Raw genomic sequence first — 26116 nt, 5'->3', positions numbered from 1 at the left:
TCGCGGCCAACGGAGAGACTGGAGGCGGAGTCGGCACGGTTAATCCTTGGTCATTTGATTGATGTCGCTAGCTTGCCGGAGTTTACCGGGCAGGCAAACGTCTGTATATGTATATACAAATAACACACGATGGGGTGCTGAACCATGTCCGCCTTCTTTGCCGAACGCGCGCTGCTGCCTAGTGGATGGGCCAACAATGTACGTCTTGAGGTCAGCGCCGACGGCGTATTGACCCATATCCAGGCCGATTCCAACGCAGATGGCGCCGAACGGTTAAGCGGTCCGCTGCTGCCTGGCATGCCGAACCTGCACTCCCACGCCTTCCAGCGGGCCATGGCCGGGCTGGCGGAAGTGGCGGGCAATCCGAACGACAGTTTCTGGACCTGGCGCGACCTGATGTATCGCCTCGTCGGAAAAATCAGCCCGGAACAACTCGGCGTCATCGCTCGTCAGCTGTACATCGAAATGCTCAAGGCCGGTTACACATCGGTGGCGGAATTTCATTACGTACACCATGACATTAGCGGCCAACCTTATGCCGACCCGGCCGAACTGGCCCTGCGTATCAGCCAGGCCGCGGGTTCCGCCGGTATCGGCCTGACCCTGCTGCCGGTGCTCTACAGCCACTCCGGTTTCGGCGGCCAGACCCCGAACGAAGGCCAGCGCCGCTTCATCAACAGCACCGAAAACTACCTCAAGCTGCAATCGCGCCTGCAACCGGTGCTGGCGCAGCAACCGGCGCAAGCCCTGGGCCTGTGTTTCCACTCGCTGCGCGCTGTCACGCCGCAGCAGATCAGCGAAGTGCTGGCAGCCAGTGACAAGCAATGCCCGGTGCACATCCACATCGCCGAGCAGCAGAAGGAAGTCGATGACTGCCTGACCTGGAGCGGTCGTCGTCCGCTGCAATGGCTGTACGAAAACGTCGACGTCGATCAGCGCTGGTGCCTGGTCCACGCGACCCACGCCAACCCGGAAGAAGTCACGTCGATGGCCAAGAGTCGCGCCATCGCCGGCCTGTGCCTGACCACCGAAGCCAACCTGGGCGACGGGATTTTCCCGGCGGTGGATTTCCTCGCCCAGGGCGGCCGCATGGGTATTGGTTCCGACAGCCATGTGTCATTGAGCGTGGTGGAAGAATTGCGCTGGCTGGAATACGGCCAGCGTCTGCGCGACCAGCGGCGTAATCGTTTGTATGGCGCGGATCAGCCAATGGTTGGCCGCACGTTGTTCGATGCGGCGCTGGATGGCGGTGCTCAGGCGCTAGGCCAGCCGATTGGCGCGCTGGAAGTCGGCAAACGCGCCGACTGGCTGGTGCTCGATGGCAACGATCCGTATTTGGCAACGGCCAGCGGCGACGGGATTCTCAACCGCTGGTTGTTTGCCGGCGGTGATCGCCAGGTGCGGGATGTGCTGGTGAACGGCCAGTGGGTGGTGCGTGACGGGCGGCATGCTGACGAGGAAGAAAGCAGCCGCGCCTTCACTCAAGTCCTGCGCGAACTTTTAGGCTGACACAAAACCCTGTAGGAGCGAGCTTGCTCGCGATGGTGTGTCAGTCGACATCGTTGTGTCTGATACTCCATCGCGAGCAAGCTCGCTCCTACAGGGTCATGCGTTGTTAGTTGGACGTCTCGGCCATCTGCTGTTCCGACGCACGCCAGATCAGCCGCGTTGTGTCGTAACCCTGCTGACGCGCCTTGCTCAGCAGTTCCTCACGCACCACACCATTCACGGTCGGCGTGCGCGACAACAGCCACAAATACTTCCGGCTCGGATCCCCGACAATGGCGGTCTTGTAGTCATCGCTGACGTACAGCACCCAGTATTCGCCCTTCGCCGTACCCGGGATCAGCCTGGAGAACCAGGTATCGAACTCGATCCACAGCTTGTCGCCCTTGCCGGGCACCTGTGGATAAGCCGTGCCATTGACCTCTTCCCATTGCCACTGCGCCGTCAGGCAGCGGTTCAACACCGCCACGTTACCGTCAGGCTTGAGCGTGTAATGGGCTTCGGATTGCGCGCAGTCGCGCTGGAAGTACATCGGCATGCGCGCCAACTCGTACCAGGTGCCCTGGTAGCGCTTGAGATTGACACTTTTGACAGTCTTGGGGGCCAATGGGTCCGGGCCAGACGTGGCACAGCCAGCCAACAACAGACCGGCAAAAAGGATGATCAATAACCGCTTCATTATTTTTCTCCCGCGGGCAAACGCCCCGGTTTACTTCAGGCCTTGGCCGGAAAACATCAGCACTTTGTCACCGGCGAACTGCACGCTGATAAAGCTGTTCTTGTCGCCCCAGGTGCAACTGGACATGCCGAGCGCACCTGAACAATCGGCAGGTTTGCCCAACAGGGTCTCCACATCGGCCTTGGCCATGCCGGCCGAGAGCTTAGAGTAGTTTTCCTGATTGACTTTGCTGCAGGCAGCCAGCAACACGCAAAACGAAAGCAGGGCGATGGAACGCAGCGACATGGTGAAACTCCGGGGGGCGTAGGGGATTGGCATGGCTGCCAAGCTGAAGCTTAGAAGAGAAAACCCCTGCGAGGTTCCGTGCCCGGCAGGCTATTTATCGGGCCACTCGTCTACCTTTTGCCGAAAATCAGCCACTTTCCTTATTCATCGAGCATTTCGTCGTTTTTCAGAGAATTCGCCTAATCTTTGGCGCCGTTCAGTCGACATAAATGCAACGCAAAGCCACGTCGGTGGCATTTGCTCCCCCATTTTGTAGAACAGCCCCTCTGCGGTAGCTCATCCATGACCAGAAACATGAAGTTCAGCCACAAGATATTGCTGGCTGCCGCCCTCGTGGTGGCCGTCGCATTCGCTTGTTTCATCCTGTTCAACGACTATCGCCAGCGCCAAACCTTGCGCAACAGCACCGAAGCCTCGATGCAGGAACTCGGCAGCCTGACCACCAGCAACATCCAGACCTGGCTGGAAAGCCGCATGCAATTGCTGCAGTCGATGGCCCAACAGATCAACGCCGACGGCAATGCTCCCGCTGGCCTGAAACGAATCATCGACCTGCCCGCCTACACCGGCAACTTCCAGCTGAGCTACTTCGGTGGTGCCGACGGCGTGATGTTCTCGGTCCCGGCGGGCAACCGTGCGGCGGACTACGACCCTCGCGCCCGCGGCTGGTACAAGGCGGCCAATAGCGCACAACAGACCATCGTCACCGAACCGTACATTGCCGCGTCTTCTGGCAAACTGGTGATCACCGTGGCCACCCCGGTGCAGCACCAGGGCCAGATGATCGGCGTCGCAGGCGCCGACATCGACCTGTCCAGCGTCAGCGCGATCATCAATTCGCTGAACTTCGGCGGTCACGGTCATGCGTTCATCGTCGGTGCCGACGGCAAGATCCTGATTCACCCGGACAGCAAGCTGGTGCTCAAGAACCTGACCGAGGCCTATCCGAGCGACACACCCAAAGTCAGCCCGGGCATGAAAGAAGTCGAGATCGACGGCAAGCGCCAGTTCATCTCCTTCACCCACGTCAACGGCGTGCCATCGGCGAACTGGTACGTGGCACTGGTGCTCGATCAGGAAACGGCGTTCTCGATGCTCAGCGAATTCCGCACCTCGGCAATCATCGCCATGGTGATTGCTATAGTGATCATCATTGCGCTGCTGGGCATGCTGATCAGCCTGCTGATGCAGCCGCTGCTGACCATGGGCCGCGCCATGCACGACATCGCCGAAGGCGAAGGTGACCTGACCAAACGCCTGACCATTCACGGCCATGACGAATTCGGCGCGCTGGGGCTGTCGTTCAACCGCTTCGTCGAGCGCATTCACACCTCGATCATCGAAGTGTCCTCGGCCACCGGCCAGGTCAACGAAGTGGCGTTGCGTGTAGTCGCCGCCTCGAACTCGTCGATGTACAACTCCGACCAGCAAGCCTCGCGCACCAGCAGCGTCGCTGCGGCGATCAACCAGCTCGGTGCCGCCGCCCAGGAGATCGCCCAGAACGCCGCCCTCGCCTCGCAACATTCCAGCGATGCCCGCAGCCTGGCCGAAGACGGCCAACAGGTGGTGGATAAAACCATCGCGGCGATGCAGCAGCTGTCGGCCAAGATCAGCGATTCGTGCGGCAACATCGAAACCCTCAATAGCAATACGGTCAACATCGGGCAGATCCTGGAAGTGATTACCAGCATCTCCCAGCAAACCAACTTGCTGGCGCTCAACGCCGCCATTGAAGCGGCCCGCGCTGGCGAGGCCGGTCGCGGTTTTGCCGTGGTGGCCGATGAGGTGCGCAACCTCGCTCACCGCACCCAGGACTCGGCGCAGCAAGTGCAGACGATGATCGAAGAACTGCAGGTCGGCGCCCGGGCAGCGGTGGGCATCATGACTGACAGCCAGCGCCAGAGCGAAAGCAGCGTCGGCATCGCCAACCAGGCGGGCGAACGCCTGGGCAGCGTGACCCAGCGCATCGGTGAGATCGATGGCATGAATCAGTCGGTCGCCACTGCCACTGAAGAACAGACGGCCGTGGTGGAGTCGATCAACGTCGACATCACAGAGATCAACATGCTGAACCAGGAAGGTGTGGAGAACCTGCAGTCGACCTTGCGTGCGTGTGCTGATCTTGAGCAGCAGGCGGCGCGGTTGAAGCAGCTAGTTGGTAGCTTCAGGATCTGAGGCGGTACTGAAGGCCCCATCGCGAGCAGGCTCGCTCCTACAGGAATCTTTGTCGCACTGAAGATCCCTGTAGGAGCGAGCCTGCTCGCGATGACGGCATCAGCAACAACAAAAAACTAAAACCGAGAGCCCGGCTTGGAGAGAAACGCCAACTCCTCAGCCGTAGACTCCCTTCCCAACACCGCATTGCGATGCGGAAAGCGCCCAAACTGCGCAATCACTTTCTGATGCCGCTCGGCATAGTCCAGGTAATCGCTGAACAGCGCCCGATCGATTTCCGGTTGCTGCGCCACCAGTTCGATGTAGCGCGAGACGCCTTCGTTCTGCACCGCGAGGTCTTCGCTATGCTCGAACACCAGGTAGATGAACACCCGCTGAATCGGCTGCAACTGCCGGTCGTAATCCGCGGCAATGCCTTGGGCTACCAGCTTCTGCGCCCGGAGATCGCCTGCAAAGGCTTTGGGAATATCGCGAAAGATCATTCGCGGGATCTGATCGAGCAACAGCACCAGGGCCAGCCAACCTTCGGGATGTTGCATCCACTCGGTCAATCCGCCGGCCAGTGCCTGCTCGGTCCAGTCCCCGAAACGCTCGCGCGCTTCGAGGTCCTGGCTGTCGCGCTTGCCGAACCACAATTTGCCCTTCTGCGCCGCCACTTTCCTCGCTGACTCGGAACTCCCGAACCACCAATAAAGCAACGGCTGCCAAGGCGCAGTCATGGTTTATTCCTTGTGGTAAGCCGTGACGCGGGCAACTTCTTCTTTCGAACCGAGGAACACCGCAACCCGCTGGTGCAGGCCTTCCGGCTGGATGTCGAGGATGCGCTGGTGGCCGTCGGTGGACGCACCGCCCGCTTGTTCCACCAGGAACGACATCGGGTTGGCTTCGTACATCAGGCGCAGTTTGCCTGGCTTGGAAGGCTCGCGGCTGTCGCGTGGGTACATGAACAGACCGCCGCGGGTCAGGATGCGGTGCACGTCGGCCACCATCGCAGCGACCCAGCGCATGTTGTAGTTCTTTTTCAGCGGGCCTTCATCGCCGGCCAGCAATTCGCCGACGTAGCGCTGTACCGGTGCTTCCCAGTGACGCTGGTTGGACGCGTTGATGGCAAATTCCTGGGTGGCTTCAGGAATGGTGATGTTTTCGTGGGTCAGTACGAAGCTGCCCATTTCACGGTCCAGGGTGAAACCTTTCACGCCATCGCCCAAGGTCAGGATCAGCATGGTCTGTGGACCATAGATCGCATAACCGGCGGCCACTTGCTGGGTACCTGGCTGCAGGAAGGCCTTTTCGTTCAAAGGTTCGTTCTGGCTCAGGTATTCGTTCGGGCAACGCAGTACCGAGAAGATGGTTCCGACCGGCGCGTTGATGTCGATGTTCGACGAACCGTCCAGCGGGTCGAATACCAGCAGGTACGCACCTTTCGGGTATTTGCCCGGGATCTGGTAGGCGTTGTCCATTTCTTCGGACGCCATACCGGCCAGGTGACCGCCCCATTCGTTGGCTTCGAGCAGGATTTCGTTGGAGATCACGTCGAGCTTCTTCTGCACTTCGCCCTGGACGTTTTCAGTGCCCATGCTGCCCAAAACGCCACCCAGGGCGCCTTTGGACACGGCGTGGTTGATCTCCTTGCAGGCACGCGCCACCACTTCGATCAGGAAGCGCAGATCGGCAGGAGTGTTGTTGCTGCGGGTCTGCTCAATCAAATAGCGACTCAAGGTAACGCGGGACATGGAAGGCTCCGGAGGAATGGGGGGGCTAAAAACCCGCGCAGTTTAGCGCGAGTCGGGGTGCATTTCCTCCTATCAGACGTGATCGGCTGAAGAGAGTTCATGTGCGGGGATGAGCGTAGTTGGAAATGGGCTGGGTGTGGGCCTGAGAACTGCAGTCATTTCGGCATTTTCAGTGACTGGGCGAACGCTTTCGCGAGCAGGCTCGCTCCTACAGGGGTACGCGTTCAAAATGTGGGAGCGAGCCTGCTCGCGATTGGGTGCGCAGCACCCACTGTCAGGATTTGGCAGTAGGCTTGCGCAGCAAACTGAACGCCATCGCCGCCAGGAACAAGACACTGAGCAACAACACTGCCCACAAGCCGAACTTCTTCCACTGGGTGTCCGTCGTAGCCAGCGTTTTCTCAGTCGATGCATTCGAGACCACCGCCCCGACATCCACCATGGCCCGGCCCAAGGTCGCGAGCTTCGCCGGGCCGTAATCCGGAATCAGCATCGACAGCGGCAAGTTCGCCGCCTTCGCCGTCGTATTCCCCACAACCAGCGTATAAGGCCCCGGCCCGCGCGCCAGGAACACCAGTTGCGTGGCGCGCACGGCAAACTTCAGCGTCGGCGCCTGATTACCCAGGCCGCCGCCGCGTTCGTCCACGGTCAGTTTCAATTGCTGGACGATTTGCCCTGACAACGGCAATTCGTTTTGCACCACATCCTGACCGTTCTGGGTCAGGCGATAGAGCAAACCGCTGCCCAACGACTGCCATGGCAGGCTGCTGTCGCGCCGACCGACCAGACTCACCGGCGCCAGGCTGTTGGGCTGGCTCAGCTCGACCTGCACTCGCTCGACATTCAGCCCCATCGGCAACTGCCAGGTGTACTCACCCGCCTTCGTGCTGCTGCCGGTCAACGCCTGGGACCAGACCAACGGCAGCGGCAGGCTGCGGGTACTGGCGCTTTGCAGTTGCGCCGAAGTCAGCGTCGGTGCCGAATGCGGAGTGATCCACAGCAACCGCAAGTAGCGCGCCGACTGGCCCGGCAGGCCGATTTCATGCTGCTCGACCCGCTCGTCGGCAAAGGTCAGGCGCGCCACCTGCCCTTCGCCCCAGAACTGCCAATGCTGTAAATCGTCGCTGGCTTCGAGGGTGAAACGCTCGAAGCCGTCGCGCTCGCTGGTCCAGTCGAGAATCAATTGCCGCAACGGCGCCTTGATCGCGGAAGCGTCGAGCAACCAGCCGCGCAACTCCTCCTCACCCGCCTCCAGCTGACTTGAGGGCTGCACCTCGACCAAGGTGCCGTTGGCGCTCGATTGCACCCGTACGCTCGGCGCGGTTTCAGCGGCGTCCACCGAGTTGTACAACGCAAACCATTTCACCTCGGTCAAGGTGCGCGTTTCACTGCTCTGCGCCGACTCCCGGACCAGGGCATAGGCCTGAACATCACCGACGGCGTTGAACACCCGCACATCGCTCAGGTCGGCCTGCCGTGCATTCAGTTGCACGCTCAGGGGCAGTTCAAGGCGATACCAGGGGCCTTCGCCCGTCACCGACAAAGGCACTTGGGTGGTGAAGTCCGCCGGTTTTTCCTGGGCAACCGCCGACAACACCACGCCCATGGCAACAGCGGCCAGCCAACCCAGGTTCAGCTTCTGACTCAAGATGACACTCCTTCGGATTCCGCGAGCGGTTTCCCGGTATCCGGCACAGCGTCGGCGCGCTTGGGCGGCAGCGGGGCGAAATAGCCCACCACCAGCAGCAAGACGCCGACTCCAATAAACGACACGATCCGCGCCAGCCCGCCACGATTGCTCAATTCGACAAAGAACAGCTTGGCCACGACCACGCCGATCAAGGCGGCGCCGATCAGCCAGACTTCGCGGCGGCGACGCAAATGGCCGCCGATCATCAAGCTCAGGGCCATCAGGGTCCAGACGATGGACAGGCCGGCTTGTACACGCATCGACGCCAGCAACAGATCCAGCTCGAACGGCACCCCGCTCCAATGGTGCGCCGTACGCATTACCAATGCAGTAAAGAACATGAACAGCGAGGCACCTGCGACCCCTTGCGTGGCGATGGCGACGTAATCCTCGCGGACCGCCAGTTGTGTCATGGCACTGCGGGACCAGGCATAGACGCCGAACAGCGCGAACAACAGGCCGAGCTCCAGCGGGTTGATCAATGGCACGTAGGGCAGAGGTTCAGCGTTGCCGTCACTGGCGACATTCGCCAGCCAGAACCAGCCGAGCATCAGTAACGCCAGCGGCGCGGCGGCGTATACACGGTATTCCCTCGAATATGTCGACACCGGCCAAGGCCACGCGCGAGGTGCCGCCATCAGCACCAGATACAGACTCGGCAGAATCGCCCAGCCCAACCAGCGCCAGGCGTTGTATTGCTCGGACAACACCAGCAAAGCGTAACGCAGCTCCAGAGCCAGCACCCCCATCAACAGCCAGCAGCCGAGCACATGGGCGACACTCAGCACGCGCGCCGGCAGCATGGGCGCCAGACGCCGCAGGGACATGAAATGCACGACGAACACGGCGGCCCACGCCAGCCAGCCGGCGTTGGCCGCCGGGTGATAACGCGAGTGCCAGGCCGCCAGCAGCACCAGCGCCGCCGCGGGAATCAACACTGTGCAGAGCACGCCCAGTGACGGCCAACTCAGGCGCAGCGCCAACGCTGTCCACAGCGCGACACTCACGGCAGCCATGCTCAACAAAAAAGTCGCCTGCATCGGCAACGACGCGAAATGCAGCACCTCGATGACCCAGGCCAACGCCCACCAACCTGCGCCCCACACCAGCAACGCCTGGGACAACCGCAACAGACTCAACCCTTTCAACGCTCCACGCACACGACTCATCTGCAAACGCCAGGCCCCGAACATCGCGGCCAGCCCCAGCACCAGCGGCGCCCAGAACCCGCCATGGGCCAGGGGTCGCAGACCGTCACTGAACTGCGGTCCTGTTACCAGGAACAGCGCGCCACCCAACAGTTGCACAGAGAGCGCGGTGAACACGAACGTGCGCGATGGCAGGCGCAAGCCAACCAACAACGTCAGCCCCCCGGCCAAGGCCCAACTGATCACCGTGCCGTGACTGAAGAAAAACAGCGGTGCCAGCAAATAGAGAAACGCCAGCCCGAGGCAAGCCAGGACTGGCAGGCCTATCAGCTCCCAGGGCCTGATCTGCTCCGGCAAGGCTTTGCGTAACTGGTAGAAGCTGAACAACAACGCGACACCCAACAACAGCGCGCCTAATGGCACACCGCCGAGCAGGCTGCTCTCGCTGCTGTGCAACTCGCTGAGAAACGCCAGCGCCGACCCCAGTTGCAGGAGCAAGGCAAAGGCCCGGGCCAGGGGCCTTTGCTGACGCAGACCGAGCCAGAAGATCCCCGCGCCTTCCACCGCCCACGCCGCCGTCGTCCAGCGCGCATCAAGCCCCAGTGGAATCGCCAGACTGGCGAAGATCACCCCCAAGGCCAGGCAGGTTTCCCCCAGCAACAGCGTGCGCCCGGCCATCAGCCAACGGGCGAGTCCCATGTAAATCATGCCCAGCGTCAAGGCACTGAACGCCGCAGCGAATTCCAGATGCTGCACCAGTGCGAACTGCAAGCCGAAACCCACCAGCGGCGGGCCAAACAGCAGTGTGCCGTCGACGTAGTCACCCTTGCGCGCCGACCACTGCAGCAGCGCTTCGCGATTGCCCTCTGCCGGTGCATCGCTCATCGCCATCAACTTGCGCCGGGCGTACAACAGACCAATGGCCAGGTACATCAGGAAAAACACAATCAGGAACGGCTCGGTGCTCCACAGCAACTCCGGCGAGTAGGAGCGCAGGCCCCAGGCGAAACCGATGCCGAAGGTGCCGGTGAATCCGATGACATTCAACAGCCGCCAGGCCTTGAACCAGGCGATGGCGAGGATGCCGGCGTTGAGCAGGGAAAAATAACTGAACAGCGCGACGTGGCTGCCGGCGCCGGTGGAGGCCAGGATGGGCGCGGCGAAGCCACCCAGTGCGGCAGCGGCGGCCAGCCCCAGGGAGTCCTGGGTAATGGCGAGAATCGCCGAACAGATCGTCACCGCCACCAGCAGGCCAAACGCCGCCGAGGGATCGAGCAACGGATGCAGGCGCATCGCGGCAAACACTGTCAGGTACAACACGGCGATCCCGGTGCCTTGCAGGATCAATGCGTAACTGTTGTTGCGCGCTCGTAACCACCAACCCAATCCGAGCAACCCCAAGGCTGCGGCCGCCACACCGGCGTAGCGCAACTCAACCGGCACCACCACGCCTTCAGTGGCATAGCGCAGCAGAAAGGCCAGGCCGAGGAACAGCAACACCACGCCGACCCGCAAGACTGTATTGCCGCCGAACAGCCAGGCGCGGGCGCGACTGATGGCGCGGTCGATGAGGTTCGGGCCATACGGGGGGATAGTCGATTGTGCATCGCGAGCGGTCGACTCGGGCTTCCAGGCATCGGCGACTTCGCTGGCCGCTGCGGGGATTTGCTCGAGCTCGGGCGGCAGCTCCCAGATCAATTCCGGGGCTACGGCAGGTGTTTCATCAAGGAGGGCTTCAGGCGATACCAGCGGTTCAAGGGTTTCCGGCGCCTCGACGCCTGATGCTTCAAGCACTGCCAGCCGTTGCTCGACCGCTTGCAGCGCAACCTGTGCCTGTTCCAGCAAGCGCTGCTGCTCGGCTGCCCGAGCGTCCATGCGAGCCATGCGAACGGCCTGGCCGACACCCAATCCGAGTAACGCGCCCAGCAGTGCATCACTGAATGACTCGTCGAGTATCCAGCCGAGCACCAGCCCGATCAGCATGAAAATCCATTGCATGGTCGATATCCCTAAGCGCATTGGCCAATCCGGAAAGATTAGCTCAGCCGTATCCATAAAGATCGCAGCCTTCGGCAGCTCCTACATAATCACGGTACTACGCGATCCTGTAGGAGCTGCCAAAGGCTGCGATCTTTTCCGGCGCGCCAGTATATCCACCTGCCTGAAGACTTACTCCAGCGCCTTCCAGATCTCCGTGGCGTACTCGCGAATGGTCCGGTCCGACGAGAACCAGCCCATCCGCGCCGTGTTCAACACCGCCGAACGCCACCACTGGTTCGAATCGTGCCAATGGGCTTCGACGCGCATCTGTGCATTCCAGTACGAGTCGAAATCGGCGCAGACCAGGAAGCGATCGAAATCTACCAACGAGTCGATCAGGCCGGTGTAACGGGACGGATCATCCGGCGAGAACACGCCGCCGCGAATCGCTTGCAGCACATCGTTCAGACGATGGGAGGCGGCGATATCCGGTGCCGCATTGAACTCATGGTTCTGTTTGCGCGCCTCGACCTGCTGTGCGCTGAGACCAAAGATGAACATGTGCTCGGTGCCGATGCGCTCGCTCATTTCCACGTTGGCGCCGTCCAGGGTGCCGATGGTCAGCGCGCCGTTCAGGCCGAATTTCATGTTGCTGGTGCCTGACGCTTCGAAACCGGCGGTGGAGATCTGCTCGGACAAATCCGCCGCCGGAATGATGCTCTCCGCCAGGCTGACGTTGTAGTTGGGCAGGAACACCACTTTGAGCAAGCCGCGCACGGTCGGGTCGTTGTTCACCACCCGGGCGATGTCGTTGGTCAGTTTGATGATCAGTTTGGCCTGGTGATAACTCGCGGCGGCCTTGCCGGCAAAGATTTTCACCCGTGGCACCCAGTCGATTTCAGGTTCCGCGCGAATCGCCTGGTACAACGCCACGGTGTGCATCAGGTTGAGCAACTGGCGTTTGTATTCGTGGATTCGCTTGACCTGCACGTCGAACATCGCTGCCGGGTTGACCGCGACGCCCAGCCGCTCATGAATCAGGTACGCCAGGGCTTTCTTGCTGTGCAGGCGTTGCTCGGCAAATGCCTTGCGGAATGCATTTTTCTCGGCGAACGGTTCGAGGGCGAGCAAACGCTCTTCCGGGTTGTCCAGCACTTGCGGCCCGAGGGCATCGACCAGCATCGAGGTCAGCTCGGGGTTGGCCTGATACAGCCAGCGGCGGAAGGTGATGCCGTTGGTTTTGTTGTTGATCCGCTCCGGGTAGAGCTTGTGCAGTTCGGAGAACACCGTTTGGCGCATCAGTTGCGTGTGCAACCCGGACACACCGTTGATGCTGTGGGAACCGAGAAACGCCAGGTTGCCCATGCGCACCCGGCGTCCGTTGTCTTCTTCGATCAGCGATACCGCGCGCAACACGTCGAAGTCGTGGATGCCTTTGGCCCGCAGGGAGTCGATGTGCTGGGCGTTGATCAGGTAAATGATCTGCATGTGCCGTGGCAGCATGCGCTCCATCAAACCCACTGACCAGGTTTCCAGCGCTTCGGGCAGCAGGGTGTGGTTGGTGTAGGAAAGCGTGTCGACCGTCACTTGCCACGCCGCATCCCACGCCACGTCGTAGACGTCCACCAACTGGCGCATCAGTTCGGCGACGGCAATCGAGGGGTGAGTGTCATTGAGCTGGATCGCCGCGTGATCGCCCAGGGTCAGTACCGAGGTGTGCATGTTGCGATGGCGGCGCAGCAAATCCTGCAGGGACGCGGCGACAAAGAAGTATTCCTGACGCAAGCGCAGTTCCTGGCCGGCTTCGGTACTGTCCGCTGGATAGAGCACGCGGGAGATACTCTCGGCCCGGGCTACTTCGGCCACGGCGCCCAGGTGATCGCCGGCGTTGAAACGCTCCAGGTGCAGATCTTCCATGGCCCGGGCGCGCCACAGGCGCAGGGTGTTGACGCTCGCCCCGCGCCAGCCGACCACCGGCGTGTCGTAGGCAATAGCCCGTACGGTTTCCGCCGGGTGCCAGACTTGCCTGGACTTGCCGCTGTCATCGGTCACGGTTTCGACGCTGCCGCCAAAGCCGATCGGATAAACCACTTCAGGCCGCTCGAATTCCCAGGGGTTGCCGAAATCCAGCCAGTGTTCGGTCTGCTCTTGCTGCCAGCCATCGACAATCGCCTGGCGGAACAACCCGTGCTCATAGCGGATGCCGTAGCCATGACCGGCGATACCGAGGGTCGACATGCTTTCCAGGAAACACGCCGCCAGACGCCCGAGGCCGCCGTTGCCCAAGGCCGCATCGGGCTCCAGCAAGCGGATGCGCTCAAGATCGACACCGAGTTCGGTCAGGGCTTCGCGGGCCACGTCGAGCAGGCCGAGGTTGCTCAGGCTGTCGAACAGCAGCCGACCGATGAGAAATTCCAGGGAGAGGTAATAAACGCGCTTCTGACCTTTGCGGTAGATCTGCCGCGTATGGTCCATCCAGTGCTCGACCATGTGGTCCCGCGCGGCCAGGGCAATGGCTTCGAACCAGTCATGGTCGAAGGCGTGATCCGGGTCTTTACCCACTGCATAAGTGAGTTTGGTCAAGACGGCGTCGCGAAATGCGGCCACCTCTGCTTCGCGAACAAGTGGTTCTTGAGTCATCGATAGGACCTCGAGCGAGCTTGGGTTGTCTGAGCCTAGACGGTCTGACAGGCGGTAGAGGCTCTGGTTCGGCAGTTTTTCCTGTAAGTGCGAATCGGGTCGGCAATACATTGTCGTATACCTGATTCAATGCAGGGGCCGTGCCGGATTAGCGGCTTATTGGCCGGCAGTGAAAAAATCTGGCGAAAGGTTGTTCAAAAATCCACCAGTCCCGGTATGATCGCGCGCCCTGATGCACACGCTGGTAACAAACGATGATGAAGCCGAACCTGATCGCTGCCGCAGAGATCGACCGCCTCGATACCTGGGCCAAGTACTCTGCCCCGATGTGCGGCTCGTGCATGTCCAGCTGCTGCACCCTGCCCGTCGAGGTCAAGATCAAGGACCTGATCCGCATCGGCGTGGTTGATGAGTTCGAGCTGGGCGATCCGCCGAAGAACATCGCCAAACGCCTGCAAAAGGAAGGGTTGGTCGAGCGTTTCAACCAGAAGTCAGGAATCTTTACCCTCCAGCGCATGAGCAACAACGATTGCCTGTACCTGGATCGTAAGAGCCGTCTGTGCACTATTTATGAAAAGCGCCCGGATACCTGCCGCAACCACCCGAAAATCGGCCCGCGGCCGGGGTATTGCGCGTACAAGCCCAAGGAAGTGGAGCGCGAGAGCAGCAGCCGCCGGACTTTAGAAAAGTTTTAAGCCCGAAAAGATCGCAGCCTTCGGCAGCTCCTACAGAAATGCGCACGACAGTGCTTTTGTAGGAGCTGCCGAAGGCTGCGATCTTTTTTATGGCTTCAGACAAACAAAAACGCCCCCGGCATTTCGACCGGGGGCGTTTTCGTTAAGCAAGGCTAAATCTTATGCCTTGGCTTTCTTGGCAGCGCGGGTACGCTCGCCTTCGTCCAGGATCTTCTTGCGAAGACGGATGGACTTAGGAGTCACTTCACACAGCTCGTCGTCCTGGATGAATTCCAGAGCCTGTTCCAGGGTGAAGCGAACAGGTGGAACCAGAGCGATGGTTTCGTCTTTACCCGAAGCACGCATGTTGTCGAGCTTCTTGCCTTTGGTTGGGTTGACGCCCATGTCGTTGTCACGGCTGTTCAGACCAACGATCTGACCGTTGTAGATCTCTTGACCGTGTTCAACAAACAGCTTGCCACGCGCCTGGAGAGTTTCCAGGGAGTAGGTCAGAGCCTTGCCGGTTTCTACCGATACCAGAACACCGTTCTGACGGCCGGACATGTCGCCGGACTTCATGGTGTCGTAGCGATCGAAGATCGAGGTCAGGATGCCAGCACCGTTGGTCAGGGTCAGGAACTGGTTACGGAAACCGATCAGACCACGAGCAGGGATGTTGTATTCCAGACGCACACGGCCTTTGCCATCCGGCACCATGTTGGTCAGGTCGCCCTTACGCAGGCCCATCTCTTCCATAACCTTGCCCTGGGATTCCTCAGGGGTGTCGATGGTTACGTTTTCGAACGGTTCCTGCTTCACGCCGTCAACCTGACGGATGATCACTTCAGGACGACCAACGCCCATTTCGAAGCCTTCGCGACGCATGGTTTCGATCAGTACCGAAAGGTGCAGCTCACCACGACCGGAAACCTTGAACTTGTCGGCCGAGTCGCCTTCTTCAACGCGCAGTGCAACGTTGTACAGCAACTCTTTGTCCAGACGTTCCTTGATGTTACGGGAAGTCACGAACTTGCCTTCTTTACCGCAGAAAGGCGAGTCGTTTACCTGGAAGGTCATGGAAACGGTTGGCTCGTCAACGGTCAGAGGCTTCATCGCCTCGACATTGTCCGGCTGGCACAGGGTGTCGGAGATGAACAGCGAGTCCATACCGCTCACGCACACGATGTCGCCGGCGAAAGCTTCTTCAACGTCGATACGGTGCAGGCCGTGGTGACCCATCAGCTTCAGGATACGACCGTTGCGCTTCTTGCCGTCGGCGCCGATAGCCACAACCGGGGTGTTCGGCTTGACGCTACCACGAGCGATACGGCCAACGCCGATAACACCCAGGAAGCTGTTGTAGTCCAGTGCCGAGATTTGCATCTGGAACGGACCATCACGGTCAACCTTCGGTGCTGGTACGTTGTCGACGATCGACTGGTACAGCGGGGTCATGTCTTCAGCCATGTCGGTGTGTTCCAGACCGGCAATACCGTTCAGGGCCGAGGCGTAGACGACTTTGAAGTCCAGCTGTTCTTCGGTGGCACCCAGGTTGTCGAACAGGTCGAAGATCTGGTCCAGAACCCAGTCCGGACGCGCGCCTGGACGGTCAACCTTGTTGATGCACACGATTGGACGCAGGCCGGCTTCGAAAGCCTTCTTGGTCACGAAACGGGTTTGCGGCATAGGGCCGTCTTGAGCGTCAACCAGCAGCAGAACGGAGTCGACCATCGACATTACACGTTCAACTTCACCGCCGAAGTCGGCGTGGCCCGGGGTGTCCACGATGTTGATGTGGTAGCCGTTCCAGTTGATGGCGGTGTTTTTCGCCAGAATGGTAATACCGCGCTCTTTTTCCTGGTCGTTGGAGTCCATCACGCGCTCGTCGTTGAGCTCGTTGCGCTCCAGGGTGCCGGATTGACGCAGGAGTTTGTCTACCAGGGTGGTCTTACCATGGTCAACGTGGGCAATGATGGCGATGTTGCGTAGATTTTCGATCACTTGTGTATCTCGATCAGAGGATTCGGTGTGCTGACAAGTCTTGGCAGCGATTAACAGTAGCGTCCGTGAAAGCCGTTACAGCTTGACGGTGGCATCGGGGGGCCGGTGACGCAGGCCACAGGCAAACAGCCCCGGGCACTTAGCTCGGTCGATAAACGCGCACATTGGCATGCCCCTCACTGAGCAAATGGTGAGCATGCAGGCGACTCATCACGCCTTTGTCGCAATACAGCAGGTACTGGCGAGTAGGGTCCAGTTCCTTGAAACGAGCGTTCACTGCATAAAACGGCATCGTTTGTACCTCGATGCCAGCGAGGTCCAGCGGGTCGTCTTCAGCGGCATCCGGGTGACGGATGTCGATGACGATCTGACCGGCCAGCGCTTCGCTGACTTCTTCAATCTGCAAGTCCTGGCCCAGTTCATCGATCACGCGATCGATCGGCACCAGCTTGGCGTTTTCGAGCGCACGCTCGAGTACCGCCATATCGAATTCTTTCTCTTCATGCTCGACGCGATAGCGCTTGGCTGCTGTCTTCGGATTGACCGAGATGACGCCGCAGTACTCCGGCATGTGCCGGGCGAAATCGGCGGTACCGATTTCGATTGCCGTGTCGATAATGTCCTGCTTGTGGCTGGCGATCAGCGGACGCAACACCAGCTTGTCGGTCACGCAGTCGATCACTGACAGGTTTGGCAACGTCTGGCTCGACACCTGGGAGATCGCCTCACCGGTTACCAGCGCCTCGATGTGCAGTCGATCGGCAATTTGGGAGGAAGCGCGCAACATCATACGCTTCAATACTACGCCCATATGACTGTTATCGACTTTGCCGAGAATTTCGCCCAGCACTTCCTCGAACGGCACACTGACAAATAGCACGCGTTGGGAGCTGCCGTACTTCTTCCAGATGAAATGCGCGACTTCCATGACGCCCAGTTCGTGGGCACGTCCGCCCAGATTGAAGAAGCAGAAGTGCGCCATCAGGCCACGGCGCATGATCTGGTAGGCCGCCACGGTGGAATCGAAGCCGCCGGACATCAGCACCAGCGTCTGCTCCAGGGCGCCCAGCGGATATCCGCCGATGCCGTTGTGCTGGCTGTGGATCACGAACAACCGTTGGTCGCGAACTTCGATGCGGACTTCGATTTCCGGCGCTTTCAAGTCGATCCCGGCGGCGCCGCACTCGCGACGCAGCTTGCTGCCGACGTATTTTTCGACGTCCATCGAGCTGAACGTGTGCTTGCCCGCACGCTTGCAGCGCACCGAGAAAATCTTCCCGGCCAGCGCATCGCCGTAGTGGTGTTTGCACTTTTCGGTGATGTCGTCGAAGTCGCCCAGCGGGTACTCGTCGATCTGCAGAAAGTGCGCGATGCCCGGCATGCAGGTCAGGCGCTCACCCATCTCTTTCAAGGCTTTCGGGTCGGTGACGCGGGTTTCCAGCTCGAGATTGTCCCACACGCCGCTCACCACCACGGCCGGGTCCAGATCGCGGAGCACGGCGCGGATGTTTTTGGCCAACTGGCGGATAAATTTCGTCCGGACAGGTCGACTCTTGATGGTGATCTCGGGGAAGACTTTTACGATTAATTTCATGGAAACAGCGCGCGCAGGGCCTGCCGAAAAAGGGGGGCGCGGATTATAGCGGAAATTGCTCAAGGTTTAACCAGTTAATGTGCAGAAGGTTTCGTGCGCACCAAAACAGGTCATTTATTGAAATGAGCGCCACATTGTAGGGCGGGATTTTCCGCTTTAAGGTACTTTTCCGCCTGACAGGCGTGAAATTGGGGCAAAAAACCCATGCTGGGGCACTGGCATGCAATTTGCTCCCTTGTGAGGCAGGTTGCCTTGGCAGAGTATTCGCGCCGGCATCACCCACATTTAAGGGCATCCATTACTAGCCCGAAGCCACCCGGAGGACACTATGTCGAAGTCGGTTCAACTCATCAAAGATCATGACGTCAAGTGGATTGATCTGCGCTTCACGGACACCAAAGGCACTCAGCACCACGTGACCATGCCGGCTCGCGATGCGCTGGATGACGACTTCTTCGAAGTCGGCAAAATGTTCGACGGTTCCTCCATCGCTGGCTGGAAAGGCATCGAAGCCTCCGACATGATTCTGATGCCGGACGACTCCACCGCTGTTCTGGATCCGTTCACCGAAGAACCGACCCTGATCCTGGTCTGCGACATCATCGAGCCTTCGAGCATGCAAGGCTACGATCGCGACCCACGTGCGATCGCCAAGCGCGCCGAAGAGCACCTGAAAGCCACCGCTATCGGTGACACTGTGTACGCCGGTCCAGAGCCAGAGTTCTTCATCTTCGACCAGGTCAAGTTCAAGTCCGACATTTCCGGCTCCATGTTCAAGATCTACTCTGAACAAGGTTCGTGGATGTCCGACCAGGACATCGAAGGCGGCAACAAAGGCCACCGTCCAGGCGTCAAAGGCGGCTACTTCCCGGTTCCACCGTTCGACCACGACCACGAAATCCGTACCTCCATGTGCAACGCACTGGAAGAAATGGGCCTGACCGTCGAAGTTCACCACCACGAAGTGGCGACTGCCGGCCAGAACGAAATCGGCGTCAAGTTCAACACCCTGGTGAAGAAAGCCGACGAAACCCAAACCCTGAAGTATGTCGTGCACAACGTAGCCGATGCCTACGGCCGTACCGCTACCTTCATGCCTAAGCCGCTGTACGGCGACAACGGCTCGGGTATGCACGTACACATGTCCATCTGGAAAGATGGCAAGAACACCTTCGCAGGCGAAGGCTATGCCGGTCTGTCCGATACCGCTCTGTACTTCATCGGCGGCATCATCAAGCACGGTAAGGCCCTGAACGGCTTCACCAACCCGGCGACCAACTCCTACAAGCGTCTGGTTCCAGGCTTCGAAGCTCCAGTGATGCTGGCCTACTCGGCTCGCAACCGCTCCGCTTCGATCCGTATTCCTTACGTGTCGAGCCCGAAAGCCCGCCGTATCGAAGCACGCTTCCCGGATCCGGCTGCCAACCCGTACCTGTGCTTCGCCGCACTGTTGATGGCTGGCCTGGACGGCATCCAGAACAAAATCCACCCTGGCGATGCCGCTGACAAAAACCTGTACGACCTGCCGCCTGAAGAGGCCAAAGAGATCCCACAAGTTTGCGGCAGCCTGAAAGAAGCCCTGGAAGAGCTGGACAAAGGTCGTGCGTTCCTGACCAAAGGCGGCGTTTTCAGCGACGACTTCATCGACGCTTACATCGCCCTGAAAAGCGAAGAAGAAATCAAGGTACGTACCTTCGTACACCCACTGGAATACGAGCTGTACTACAGCTGCTGATCCGGTAGCGCCTGCGCAAGCGGCGTGACAAAAAGAGGCCTCCTTCGTGGAGGCCTTTTTATTGCCCACGATTTGCCAGCCGATGAACAACCCTGTGGGAGCGGGTTTGCCCGCGAAGACATCAGCACACTCAACATCTGCTTATCAGACAGACCACTTTCGCGAGCAAGCCCACTCCCACAAGGGGTTTTCTGCGCTCAGGAGATCTCGGTGATTCACGCCAAAATGTTAACGGCTTGGGACAAACGCTACGCCTGGCCTATGCTGCAACCCAATGCTTTCGTTTCCGGTCAATTCCATGGGTCGCGGTTTTCTCTTCATCCTGCTGCTGATCGTTCTGCCCGCCACGGCGCAGATCTACAAGTACACGGACGCCAACGGCGCCACCGCGTACAGCAATCAACCGCCTGACGGCGTCAGCGCCCATCCGGTCGACTTGCCGCCCCTCAACAGCGTCGAGCGCCAGCCTCCCGGCGAGGCCGCACCTGCTGCTGAAGCCGCTCGCAATGAACCGCCCCACAAGACCTATGAAGTACTGGAGCTGACCGGCCTGCCCACCACCGAAGCCCTGCGTGCCAACAACGGCACGTTCACCATAACGGTACTGATCAAGCCGCGCCTGCAAGCCCCCCACCTGTTGCAGCTACTGCTGGACGATCAGCCCTACGGCCAGCCAGGCAATGTGCCGATCCTGCAACTGGTGAACATCGATCGCGGCGAACACCGTCTCGCCGTACAAGTGATCGACGGGGAAAACGTTGTGCAGCAGAGCACTGCGGAGACATTCACTGTACAGCGGGTGCACAAGCCTTGAAGGCGTGGCTACTGATCACCTGCCTGATCGCCCTGCCCGCCTCGGCAGAGGTCTTCATGTATGTCGACGCCCAGGGCAATCGGGTTTTCACCGACCAGCCCAAATCCGGCAACGCCAAGCGTGTACCGCTGACAATGAGCAATCGAATAGCGGCCAACCCCAACAGTGCAGCGCCGTTGCTTGCCCAGAGCAGTCCCGAAGTACAAGCGCTGCTCCACTATGAGGTGCTGCGCATCCTGATCCCGGAACCCGATGCAACCATCCGCAGCAATACCGGCGAAGTCATCGTCAGCGCCACCAACGAACCCGCCCTGCAACCCGGTCACAGCTACCGGTTGCTGCTCGACGGCCAGCCCACCGCCGAACCCGGCCTGAGCCCGGTGTTCCCATTGAGCAACATCGATCGCGGCAGCCATACCCTGTCGGTGGAAATCCTCGACGAACAGGGGCGCATCGTCGAACGCACCGCCAACCAACCTTTCCACATGCAGCGCACGTCTCTCGCCCAGAAGCGCAAGATCAAACCCTGCACTCTCGAAGACTACGGCCAGCGGCCGGAATGCCAGCTCAACAACAAACCCGCCGAAGAAAAAAATCCATTCTTGCGACTGTTCTAACTTCGTTCAGGTTTGCGCACTATATTGGTGCAATTGCTTGCACCGTACTCACATCCCAACCCATTTTGGTTCGAAAGTACCCGCCAAAGCTGGCAAAGCGCCACGCAAACGAGCGTCAAACGCCCGTTTCAGGCGCTGAACGCTTCTTTTCGGAGCCTTGGTTTGGTTTTTGCATTTTGCCCGTACCAGCGCTTTTTTCTTGCGCATGCTCTGCCCTAAAAGAGGTCCCGATGACCATTAGCGACGCACTCCACCGTTTGCTACTCGACAACCTCACCACTGCCACCATCCTGCTCGACGCCGAACTGCGCCTCGAGTACATGAACCCGGCGGCGGAGATGCTGCTGGCCATCAGCGGTCAACGCAGCCATGGGCAGTTCATCAGTGAGTTGTTTACCGAATCGACCGAGGCGCTGAACTCGTTGCGCCAGGCCGTCGAACAAGCTCACCCGTTCACCAAGCGCGAAGCCATGCTCACCGCCCTCACCGGCCAGACCCTGACCGTCGACTACGCGGTAACACCGATTCTGAGCAACGGCGACACGATGCTGCTGCTCGAAGTCCACCCTCGTGACCGCCTGCTGCGGATCACCAAGGAAGAAGCACAGCTATCGAAACAGGAAACCAGCAAGATGCTGGTGCGCGGCCTTGCCCATGAAATCAAGAACCCCTTGGGCGGGATTCGCGGCGCGGCACAATTGCTCGCCCGGGAGCTGCCGGAAGAAAGCCTGCGCGACTACACCAACGTCATCATCGAAGAAGCCGACCGCCTGCGTAACCTGGTGGACCGCATGCTCGGCTCCAACAAGCTTCCATCGCTGGCCATGTGCAACGTCCATGAAGTACTTGAGCGTGTCTGCCATCTGGTGGAGGCCGAAAGCCAGGGCTGCATCACCTTGGTGCGCGATTACGATCCAAGCATCCCCGACGTCCTGATCGACCGCGAGCAAATGATTCAGGCCGTGCTGAACATCGTGCGCAATGCCATGCAGGCCATCAGCAGCCAGAACGAACTGCGCCTGGGTCGCATCAGCCTGCGCACACGCGCCATGCGCCAGTTCACCATCGGCCATGTACGTCATCGCCTGGTGACCAAGATCGAGATCATCGACAACGGCCCGGGCATTCCTGCGGAACTGCAGGAAACCATCTTTTTTCCCATGGTCAGCGGTCGTCCGGACGGTACCGGGCTGGGCCTGGCCATTACCCAGAACATCATCAGCCAGCACCAAGGCCTGATCGAATGTGACAGCCACCCCGGCCACACCACTTTCTCGATCTTTCTGCCACTGGAACAAGGAGCCACATCGACATGAGCCGTAGTGAAACCGTGTGGATCGTCGATGACGACCGTTCTATCCGTTGGGTCCTGGAAAAAGCCCTGCAGCAGGAAGGCATGACCACGCAAAGCTTCGACAGCGCCGATGGTGTGATGAGCCGCCTGGCGCGCCAGCAGCCGGACGTGATCATTTCCGACATCCGCATGCCCGGCGCCAGCGGCCTGGACCTTCTGGCGCGGATTCGCGAGCAGCATCCACGGCTGCCAGTGATCATCATGACCGCTCACTCCGATCTGGACAGCGCTGTCGCGTCCTATCAGGGCGGCGCCTTCGAGTACCTGCCCAAGCCGTTCGACGTCGACGAAGCTGTTTCCCTGGTCAAACGCGCCAACCAGCACGCCCAGGAACAACAAGGCCTGGAAGTCGCCCCGACCCTGACCCGCACCCCGGAAATCATCGGCGAAGCGCCGGCGATGCAGGAAGTATTTCGCGCCATCGGGCGCTTGAGCCACTCCAACATCACCGTACTGATCAACGGCGAATCGGGTACCGGTAAAGAGCTGGTGGCCCACGCCCTGCACCGTCACAGCCCGCGGGCAGCGTCGCCGTTCATCGCGCTGAACATGGCGGCGATCCCCAAAGACCTCATGGAATCCGAACTGTTCGGCCACGAGAAAGGCGCGTTCACCGGCGCGGCCAACCTGCGGCGCGGGCGCTTCGAACAGGCTGACGGCGGCACGCTGTTCCTCGATGAAATCGGCGACATGCCGGCTGACACCCAGACCCGCTTGCTTCGCGTACTGGCTGATGGCGAGTTTTACCGCGTCGGCGGTCATGTGCCGGTGAAGGTCGATGTGCGCATCATCGCTGCGACTCACCAGAATCTGGAAACCCTGGTGCATGCCGGAAAATTCCGTGAGGACTTGTTCCATCGCCTCAACGTGATCCGCATCCACATCCCGCGCCTGTCGGACCGTCGCGAAGACATCCCGACCCTGGCCAAGCACTTCCTCAGCCGCGCAGCCCAGGAGCTGGCCGTCGAGCCAAAGCTGCTGAAAAGCGAAACCGAGGAATACCTGAAGAACCTGCCGTGGCCCGGCAACGTGCGGCAGCTGGAGAACACCTGCCGCTGGATCACGGTGATGGCTTCCGGTCGCGAAGTGCACATCGGCGACCTGCCACCGGAGCTGCTGAGCCTGCCACAGGATTCGGCGCCCGTGACCAACTGGGAGCAGGCCCTGCGCCAGTGGGCTGACCAGGCGCTGGCCCGTGGTCAGTCGAGCCTGCTCGACAGCGCCGTGCCGGCCTTCGAGCGGATCATGATCGAGACCGCCCTCAAGCACACCGCCGGCCGCCGCCGCGATGCCGCCGTGTTGCTGGGCTGGGGGCGCAACACCCTGACCCGCAAGATCAAGGAATTGGGGATGAAGGTGGATGGCGGGGATGATGATGAGGGGGATGAGGGCTAAGTCTGGCTTTCGAGTTTAGTCGCAAGCGAAAAGATCGTCCGAACGCGGCCCGAACCTTCGGCAGCTCCTACAGGCGTACGCAAGACCCTGTAGGAGCTGCCGAAGGCTGCGATCTTTTTTTGCCCGATAACCACGTCCCATGCACCGCCGCAATGCACTGTGAACCGCAATCGCGCACAAAGTCAGCTTCGAATCCCCGCCTGCTTTCGCAATCGAGCCCCTTTCGAAAAAATACGAAGGGCCCGAATTCCGGGGCTTTCAGCCCACCAAAGCAATTTTTTGTTCCGAAGTGTTAAAACCTGGCACGCCCCCTGCAACAACCCTTTCAAGTGAATCAGTTCACCTACCCGGTTTCGGGGACCTTGGTACAGGCAGGCCGGGGATTCCCCTCTTTACACCGGGCTCACACCGCATCCGCGACGAGCCCAGCCGTTTTGGGGCCCTTGATACAGGCAGGTCAGGGGTTCCTTCTTTACACCAGGCTCAAACCGCACTCGCGACGAGCCTCCCGTTTCGGGAACCTTGGTACAGGCAGGCCGGGGATTCCCTCTTTTATTGCTCCCGGAGATGGATCTCCAGCCGCCAGCGGTCATCGACCTCGCTACCGGCCCACTCGCCCTGCAGGGGCCGGGCCGCCACCAGTGTCAGCAACACCCCCCCATCGCTCAAACGTACCCGCCAGTTCACGTCCTTGCCGCCGAGCTTGAGCTGGCCTTTCTGCGCCTTGCCCTCGGCGCCAAACAGCAGCGCGACACTGCCCTCAACCATCTCGCCGTGGGTCTTGGGTTCGTTGTTGAACCACACCACCAGCCCATCGCTCGTCACCTCAACCTGCTGCAACTGGCTGGGGTCTGGCGTGGTCAGCCGACCGATCATCATCCCGACCATCACCCCGACAATCGCCAGCGAGCCCATCACCCGCAGGAATAGTTTCGAACGCACGCCTTCTGGCGGCGTAGAATGCGCGTCATCTTTACCTTCGGAGCCGTGCATGTTTCACGTCATCCTTTTCCAACCAGAAATTCCGCCGAATACCGGCAACGTTATCAGGCTGTGCGCCAACAGTGGCTGCCACCTGCATTTGATCGAACCGCTGGGCTTCGAGATGGACGACAAGCGCCTGCGCCGGGCCGGCCTCGATTACCACGAGTATGCCACCCTGCAACGCCATGCCGACCTTGCCAGCTGCCTGGAAAGCCTCGGCCATCCACGACTGTTCGCTTTCACCACCAAGGGTTCGCGGCCGTTCCACGACGCCAGCTTCGCCCCGGGCGATGCGTTCCTGTTCGGTCCGGAAAGCCGGGGCTTGCCCGCCGAGGTGCTGGACGCCCTGCCCGGCGAGCAACGCCTGCGCCTGCCGATGCGCGAGGGCTGCCGCAGCCTGAACCTGTCCAATACCGTGGCGGTGGCCGTGTACGAAGCCTGGCGTCAGAACGACTTCAAATAACACCATGACCCAATGTAGGACCGAGCCTTCGGCAGCTCCTACAGGGGGATTTCGGATCGCCGTGCAACGGTTTCGTTTACCCCATGAAAAAAGCGCCGTCAAAGGCGCTTTTTTCATGGGCCAAACGAAGCTTCTTTATTGAACGGTCGGAGTCTCGCCAGCAGCCTGCATGCGTTGCAGCTCTTGCGCGTACAGCGCATCGAAGTTCACCGGAGCCAGCATCAGTGCCGGGAACGAACCGCGGGTCACCAGGCTGTCCAGGGTTTCACGAGCGTACGGGAACAGGATGTTCGGGCAGAACGCACCCAGGGTGTGGCTCATCGAAGCGTCATCCAGGTTCTTGATCAGGAAGATCCCGGCCTGTTGCACTTCAGCGATGAACGCCACTTCGTCACCGTTTTTCACGGTAACCGACAGGGTCAGCACGACTTCGTGGAAGTCGGCTTCCAGCGTCTTCTGACGGGTGTTCAGATCCAGACCGACGCTCGGCTCCCACTGCTGGCGGAAGATCGCCGGGCTTTTCGGAGCTTCGAAGGACAGGTCACGCACATAAATGCGCTGCAAGGAGAATTGCGGTGCAGTTTCTTCTTCGGTCGCAGCAGTGTTCTGTTGGTCAGTCATCGCAGATCCTTCTTGATCCAGGGTTCTT

Annotated in this window: 21 protein-coding genes and 1 pseudogene; 10 read left to right on the top strand and 12 right to left on the bottom strand. The window is 60.1% G+C overall.

Features of this window, described 5'->3' with window-relative positions:
- Positions 1-144: 144 nt before the first annotated feature.
- The gene (locus AC1D19_RS16445; protein ID WP_477763807.1) at positions 145-1509 is read left to right on the top strand and encodes a formimidoylglutamate deiminase; all 1365 of its coding nucleotides are present in this window, start codon (positions 145-147) and stop codon (positions 1507-1509) included.
- Positions 1510-1615: 106 nt separating this feature from the next.
- Here the strand turns inward: AC1D19_RS16445 and AC1D19_RS16440 are convergent, their stop codons facing one another.
- Together AC1D19_RS16440 and AC1D19_RS16435 are read right to left on the bottom strand one after the other, a co-directional pair.
- Entirely contained in the window at positions 1616-2185 is a 570-nt protein-coding gene (locus tag AC1D19_RS16440; protein ID WP_477752627.1) for a lipocalin family protein, read from the bottom strand.
- A 30-nt stretch (positions 2186-2215) separates the two neighbouring features.
- On the bottom strand, positions 2216-2470 hold the full coding sequence (locus AC1D19_RS16435; protein ID WP_007975531.1) for a hypothetical protein: 255 nt from the start codon (positions 2468-2470) through the stop codon (positions 2216-2218).
- A gap of 282 nt (positions 2471-2752) precedes the next feature.
- Here AC1D19_RS16435 and AC1D19_RS16430 point away from each other — a divergent pair.
- Positions 2753-3787, top strand: a pseudogene (locus AC1D19_RS16430) (HAMP domain-containing protein); the annotation flags it as partial.
- Between the two features lie 93 nt (positions 3788-3880).
- Complete coding sequence (locus tag AC1D19_RS16425; RefSeq protein ID WP_477763834.1) at positions 3881-4645, top strand: methyl-accepting chemotaxis protein; 765 nt, start codon at positions 3881-3883, stop codon at positions 4643-4645.
- A gap of 116 nt (positions 4646-4761) precedes the next feature.
- Here the strand turns inward: AC1D19_RS16425 and AC1D19_RS16420 are convergent, their stop codons facing one another.
- The 5 genes from AC1D19_RS16420 to AC1D19_RS16400 form a co-directional block, all read right to left on the bottom strand.
- On the bottom strand, positions 4762-5364 hold the full coding sequence (locus tag AC1D19_RS16420) for a DUF924 family protein (protein WP_477763806.1): 603 nt from the start codon (positions 5362-5364) through the stop codon (positions 4762-4764).
- 3 nt (positions 5365-5367) lie between these two features.
- On the bottom strand, positions 5368-6378 hold the full coding sequence (locus AC1D19_RS16415) for a class 1 fructose-bisphosphatase (protein WP_015093094.1): 1011 nt from the start codon (positions 6376-6378) through the stop codon (positions 5368-5370).
- 274 nt (positions 6379-6652) lie between these two features.
- Positions 6653-8026 (bottom strand): DUF3999 domain-containing protein, encoded by a 1374-nt coding sequence (locus AC1D19_RS16410; protein WP_477763805.1) that lies wholly within the window; start codon positions 8024-8026, stop codon positions 6653-6655.
- Positions 8023-11214, bottom strand: a complete 3192-nt coding sequence (locus AC1D19_RS16405; protein ID WP_477763804.1) for a DUF2339 domain-containing protein — start codon at positions 11212-11214, stop codon at positions 8023-8025. The genes AC1D19_RS16410 and AC1D19_RS16405 overlap by 4 nt, the downstream gene beginning before the upstream one ends.
- Positions 11215-11385: 171 nt before the next feature.
- Positions 11386-13836 carry a glycogen/starch/alpha-glucan phosphorylase gene (locus tag AC1D19_RS16400; RefSeq protein WP_477763803.1) on the bottom strand — a complete coding sequence of 817 codons (2451 nt, stop codon included), beginning with the start codon at positions 13834-13836 and terminating at the stop codon, positions 11386-11388.
- 254 nt (positions 13837-14090) lie between these two features.
- Here AC1D19_RS16400 and AC1D19_RS16395 point away from each other — a divergent pair, with 254 nt between their 5' ends.
- Positions 14091-14531: a YkgJ family cysteine cluster protein gene (locus tag AC1D19_RS16395; protein WP_477763802.1), complete on the top strand. Its 441-nt coding sequence runs from the start codon at positions 14091-14093 to the stop codon at positions 14529-14531.
- Between the two features lie 159 nt (positions 14532-14690).
- Here AC1D19_RS16395 and typA read toward each other — a convergent pair whose 3' ends face one another.
- Together typA and thiI are read right to left on the bottom strand one after the other, a co-directional pair.
- Positions 14691-16511 carry a translational GTPase TypA gene (gene typA / locus AC1D19_RS16390; protein WP_477752633.1) on the bottom strand — a complete coding sequence of 607 codons (1821 nt, stop codon included), beginning with the start codon at positions 16509-16511 and terminating at the stop codon, positions 14691-14693.
- Positions 16512-16650: 139 nt separating this feature from the next.
- A complete protein-coding gene (thiI, locus tag AC1D19_RS16385) occupies positions 16651-18105 on the bottom strand; it encodes a tRNA uracil 4-sulfurtransferase ThiI (RefSeq protein ID WP_477752634.1) in 1455 nt (484 codons plus the stop codon).
- A 328-nt stretch (positions 18106-18433) separates the two neighbouring features.
- On the opposite strand from thiI, the gene glnA reads away from it, so the two are divergent.
- The 3 genes from glnA (at position 18434) to AC1D19_RS16370 (ending at position 21271) form a co-directional block, all read left to right on the top strand.
- Entirely contained in the window at positions 18434-19840 is a 1407-nt protein-coding gene (glnA, locus tag AC1D19_RS16380; RefSeq protein ID WP_008002929.1) for a type I glutamate--ammonia ligase, read from the top strand.
- Positions 19841-20138: 298 nt separating this feature from the next.
- Positions 20139-20654 carry a DUF4124 domain-containing protein gene (locus tag AC1D19_RS16375; protein ID WP_477763801.1) on the top strand — a complete coding sequence of 172 codons (516 nt, stop codon included), beginning with the start codon at positions 20139-20141 and terminating at the stop codon, positions 20652-20654.
- Positions 20651-21271 carry a DUF4124 domain-containing protein gene (locus AC1D19_RS16370; protein WP_477763800.1) on the top strand — a complete coding sequence of 207 codons (621 nt, stop codon included), beginning with the start codon at positions 20651-20653 and terminating at the stop codon, positions 21269-21271. The genes AC1D19_RS16375 and AC1D19_RS16370 overlap by 4 nt, the downstream gene beginning before the upstream one ends.
- Positions 21272-21319: 48 nt before the next feature.
- Here the strand turns inward: AC1D19_RS16370 and AC1D19_RS16365 are convergent, their stop codons facing one another.
- Positions 21320-21478: a hypothetical protein gene (locus tag AC1D19_RS16365; protein WP_477752636.1), complete on the bottom strand. Its 159-nt coding sequence runs from the start codon at positions 21476-21478 to the stop codon at positions 21320-21322.
- 23 nt (positions 21479-21501) lie between these two features.
- Between AC1D19_RS16365 and glnL the strand changes: the two genes are divergently transcribed.
- On the top strand, positions 21502-22587 hold the full coding sequence (gene glnL, locus AC1D19_RS16360) for a nitrogen regulation protein NR(II) (RefSeq protein WP_057712404.1): 1086 nt from the start codon (positions 21502-21504) through the stop codon (positions 22585-22587).
- Positions 22584-24020, top strand: a complete 1437-nt coding sequence (gene ntrC / locus AC1D19_RS16355; protein ID WP_056852210.1) for a nitrogen regulation protein NR(I) — start codon at positions 22584-22586, stop codon at positions 24018-24020. The genes glnL and ntrC overlap by 4 nt, the downstream gene beginning before the upstream one ends.
- 552 nt (positions 24021-24572) lie before the next feature.
- Here the strand turns inward: ntrC and AC1D19_RS16350 are convergent.
- Positions 24573-25013: a hypothetical protein gene (locus AC1D19_RS16350; protein WP_477752637.1), complete on the bottom strand. Its 441-nt coding sequence runs from the start codon at positions 25011-25013 to the stop codon at positions 24573-24575.
- On the opposite strand from AC1D19_RS16350, the gene trmL reads away from it, so the two are divergent.
- Positions 25012-25467, top strand: a complete 456-nt coding sequence (trmL, locus tag AC1D19_RS16345) for a tRNA (uridine(34)/cytosine(34)/5-carboxymethylaminomethyluridine(34)-2'-O)-methyltransferase TrmL (RefSeq protein WP_090452600.1) — start codon at positions 25012-25014, stop codon at positions 25465-25467. The two genes, AC1D19_RS16350 and trmL, sit on opposite strands and share 2 nt — an antisense overlap.
- 135 nt (positions 25468-25602) lie before the next feature.
- Here the strand turns inward: trmL and secB are convergent, their stop codons facing one another.
- Positions 25603-26088: a protein-export chaperone SecB gene (gene secB / locus AC1D19_RS16340; protein ID WP_477763799.1), complete on the bottom strand. Its 486-nt coding sequence runs from the start codon at positions 26086-26088 to the stop codon at positions 25603-25605.
- Positions 26089-26116: the final 28 nt, after the last annotated feature.

The sequence above is a fragment of the Pseudomonas sp. P1_C12 genome, from assembly GCF_056406435.1.
The sequence above is the reverse complement of the archived record's forward strand: the minus strand, read 5'-3'. Positions and strand labels throughout refer to the sequence as shown.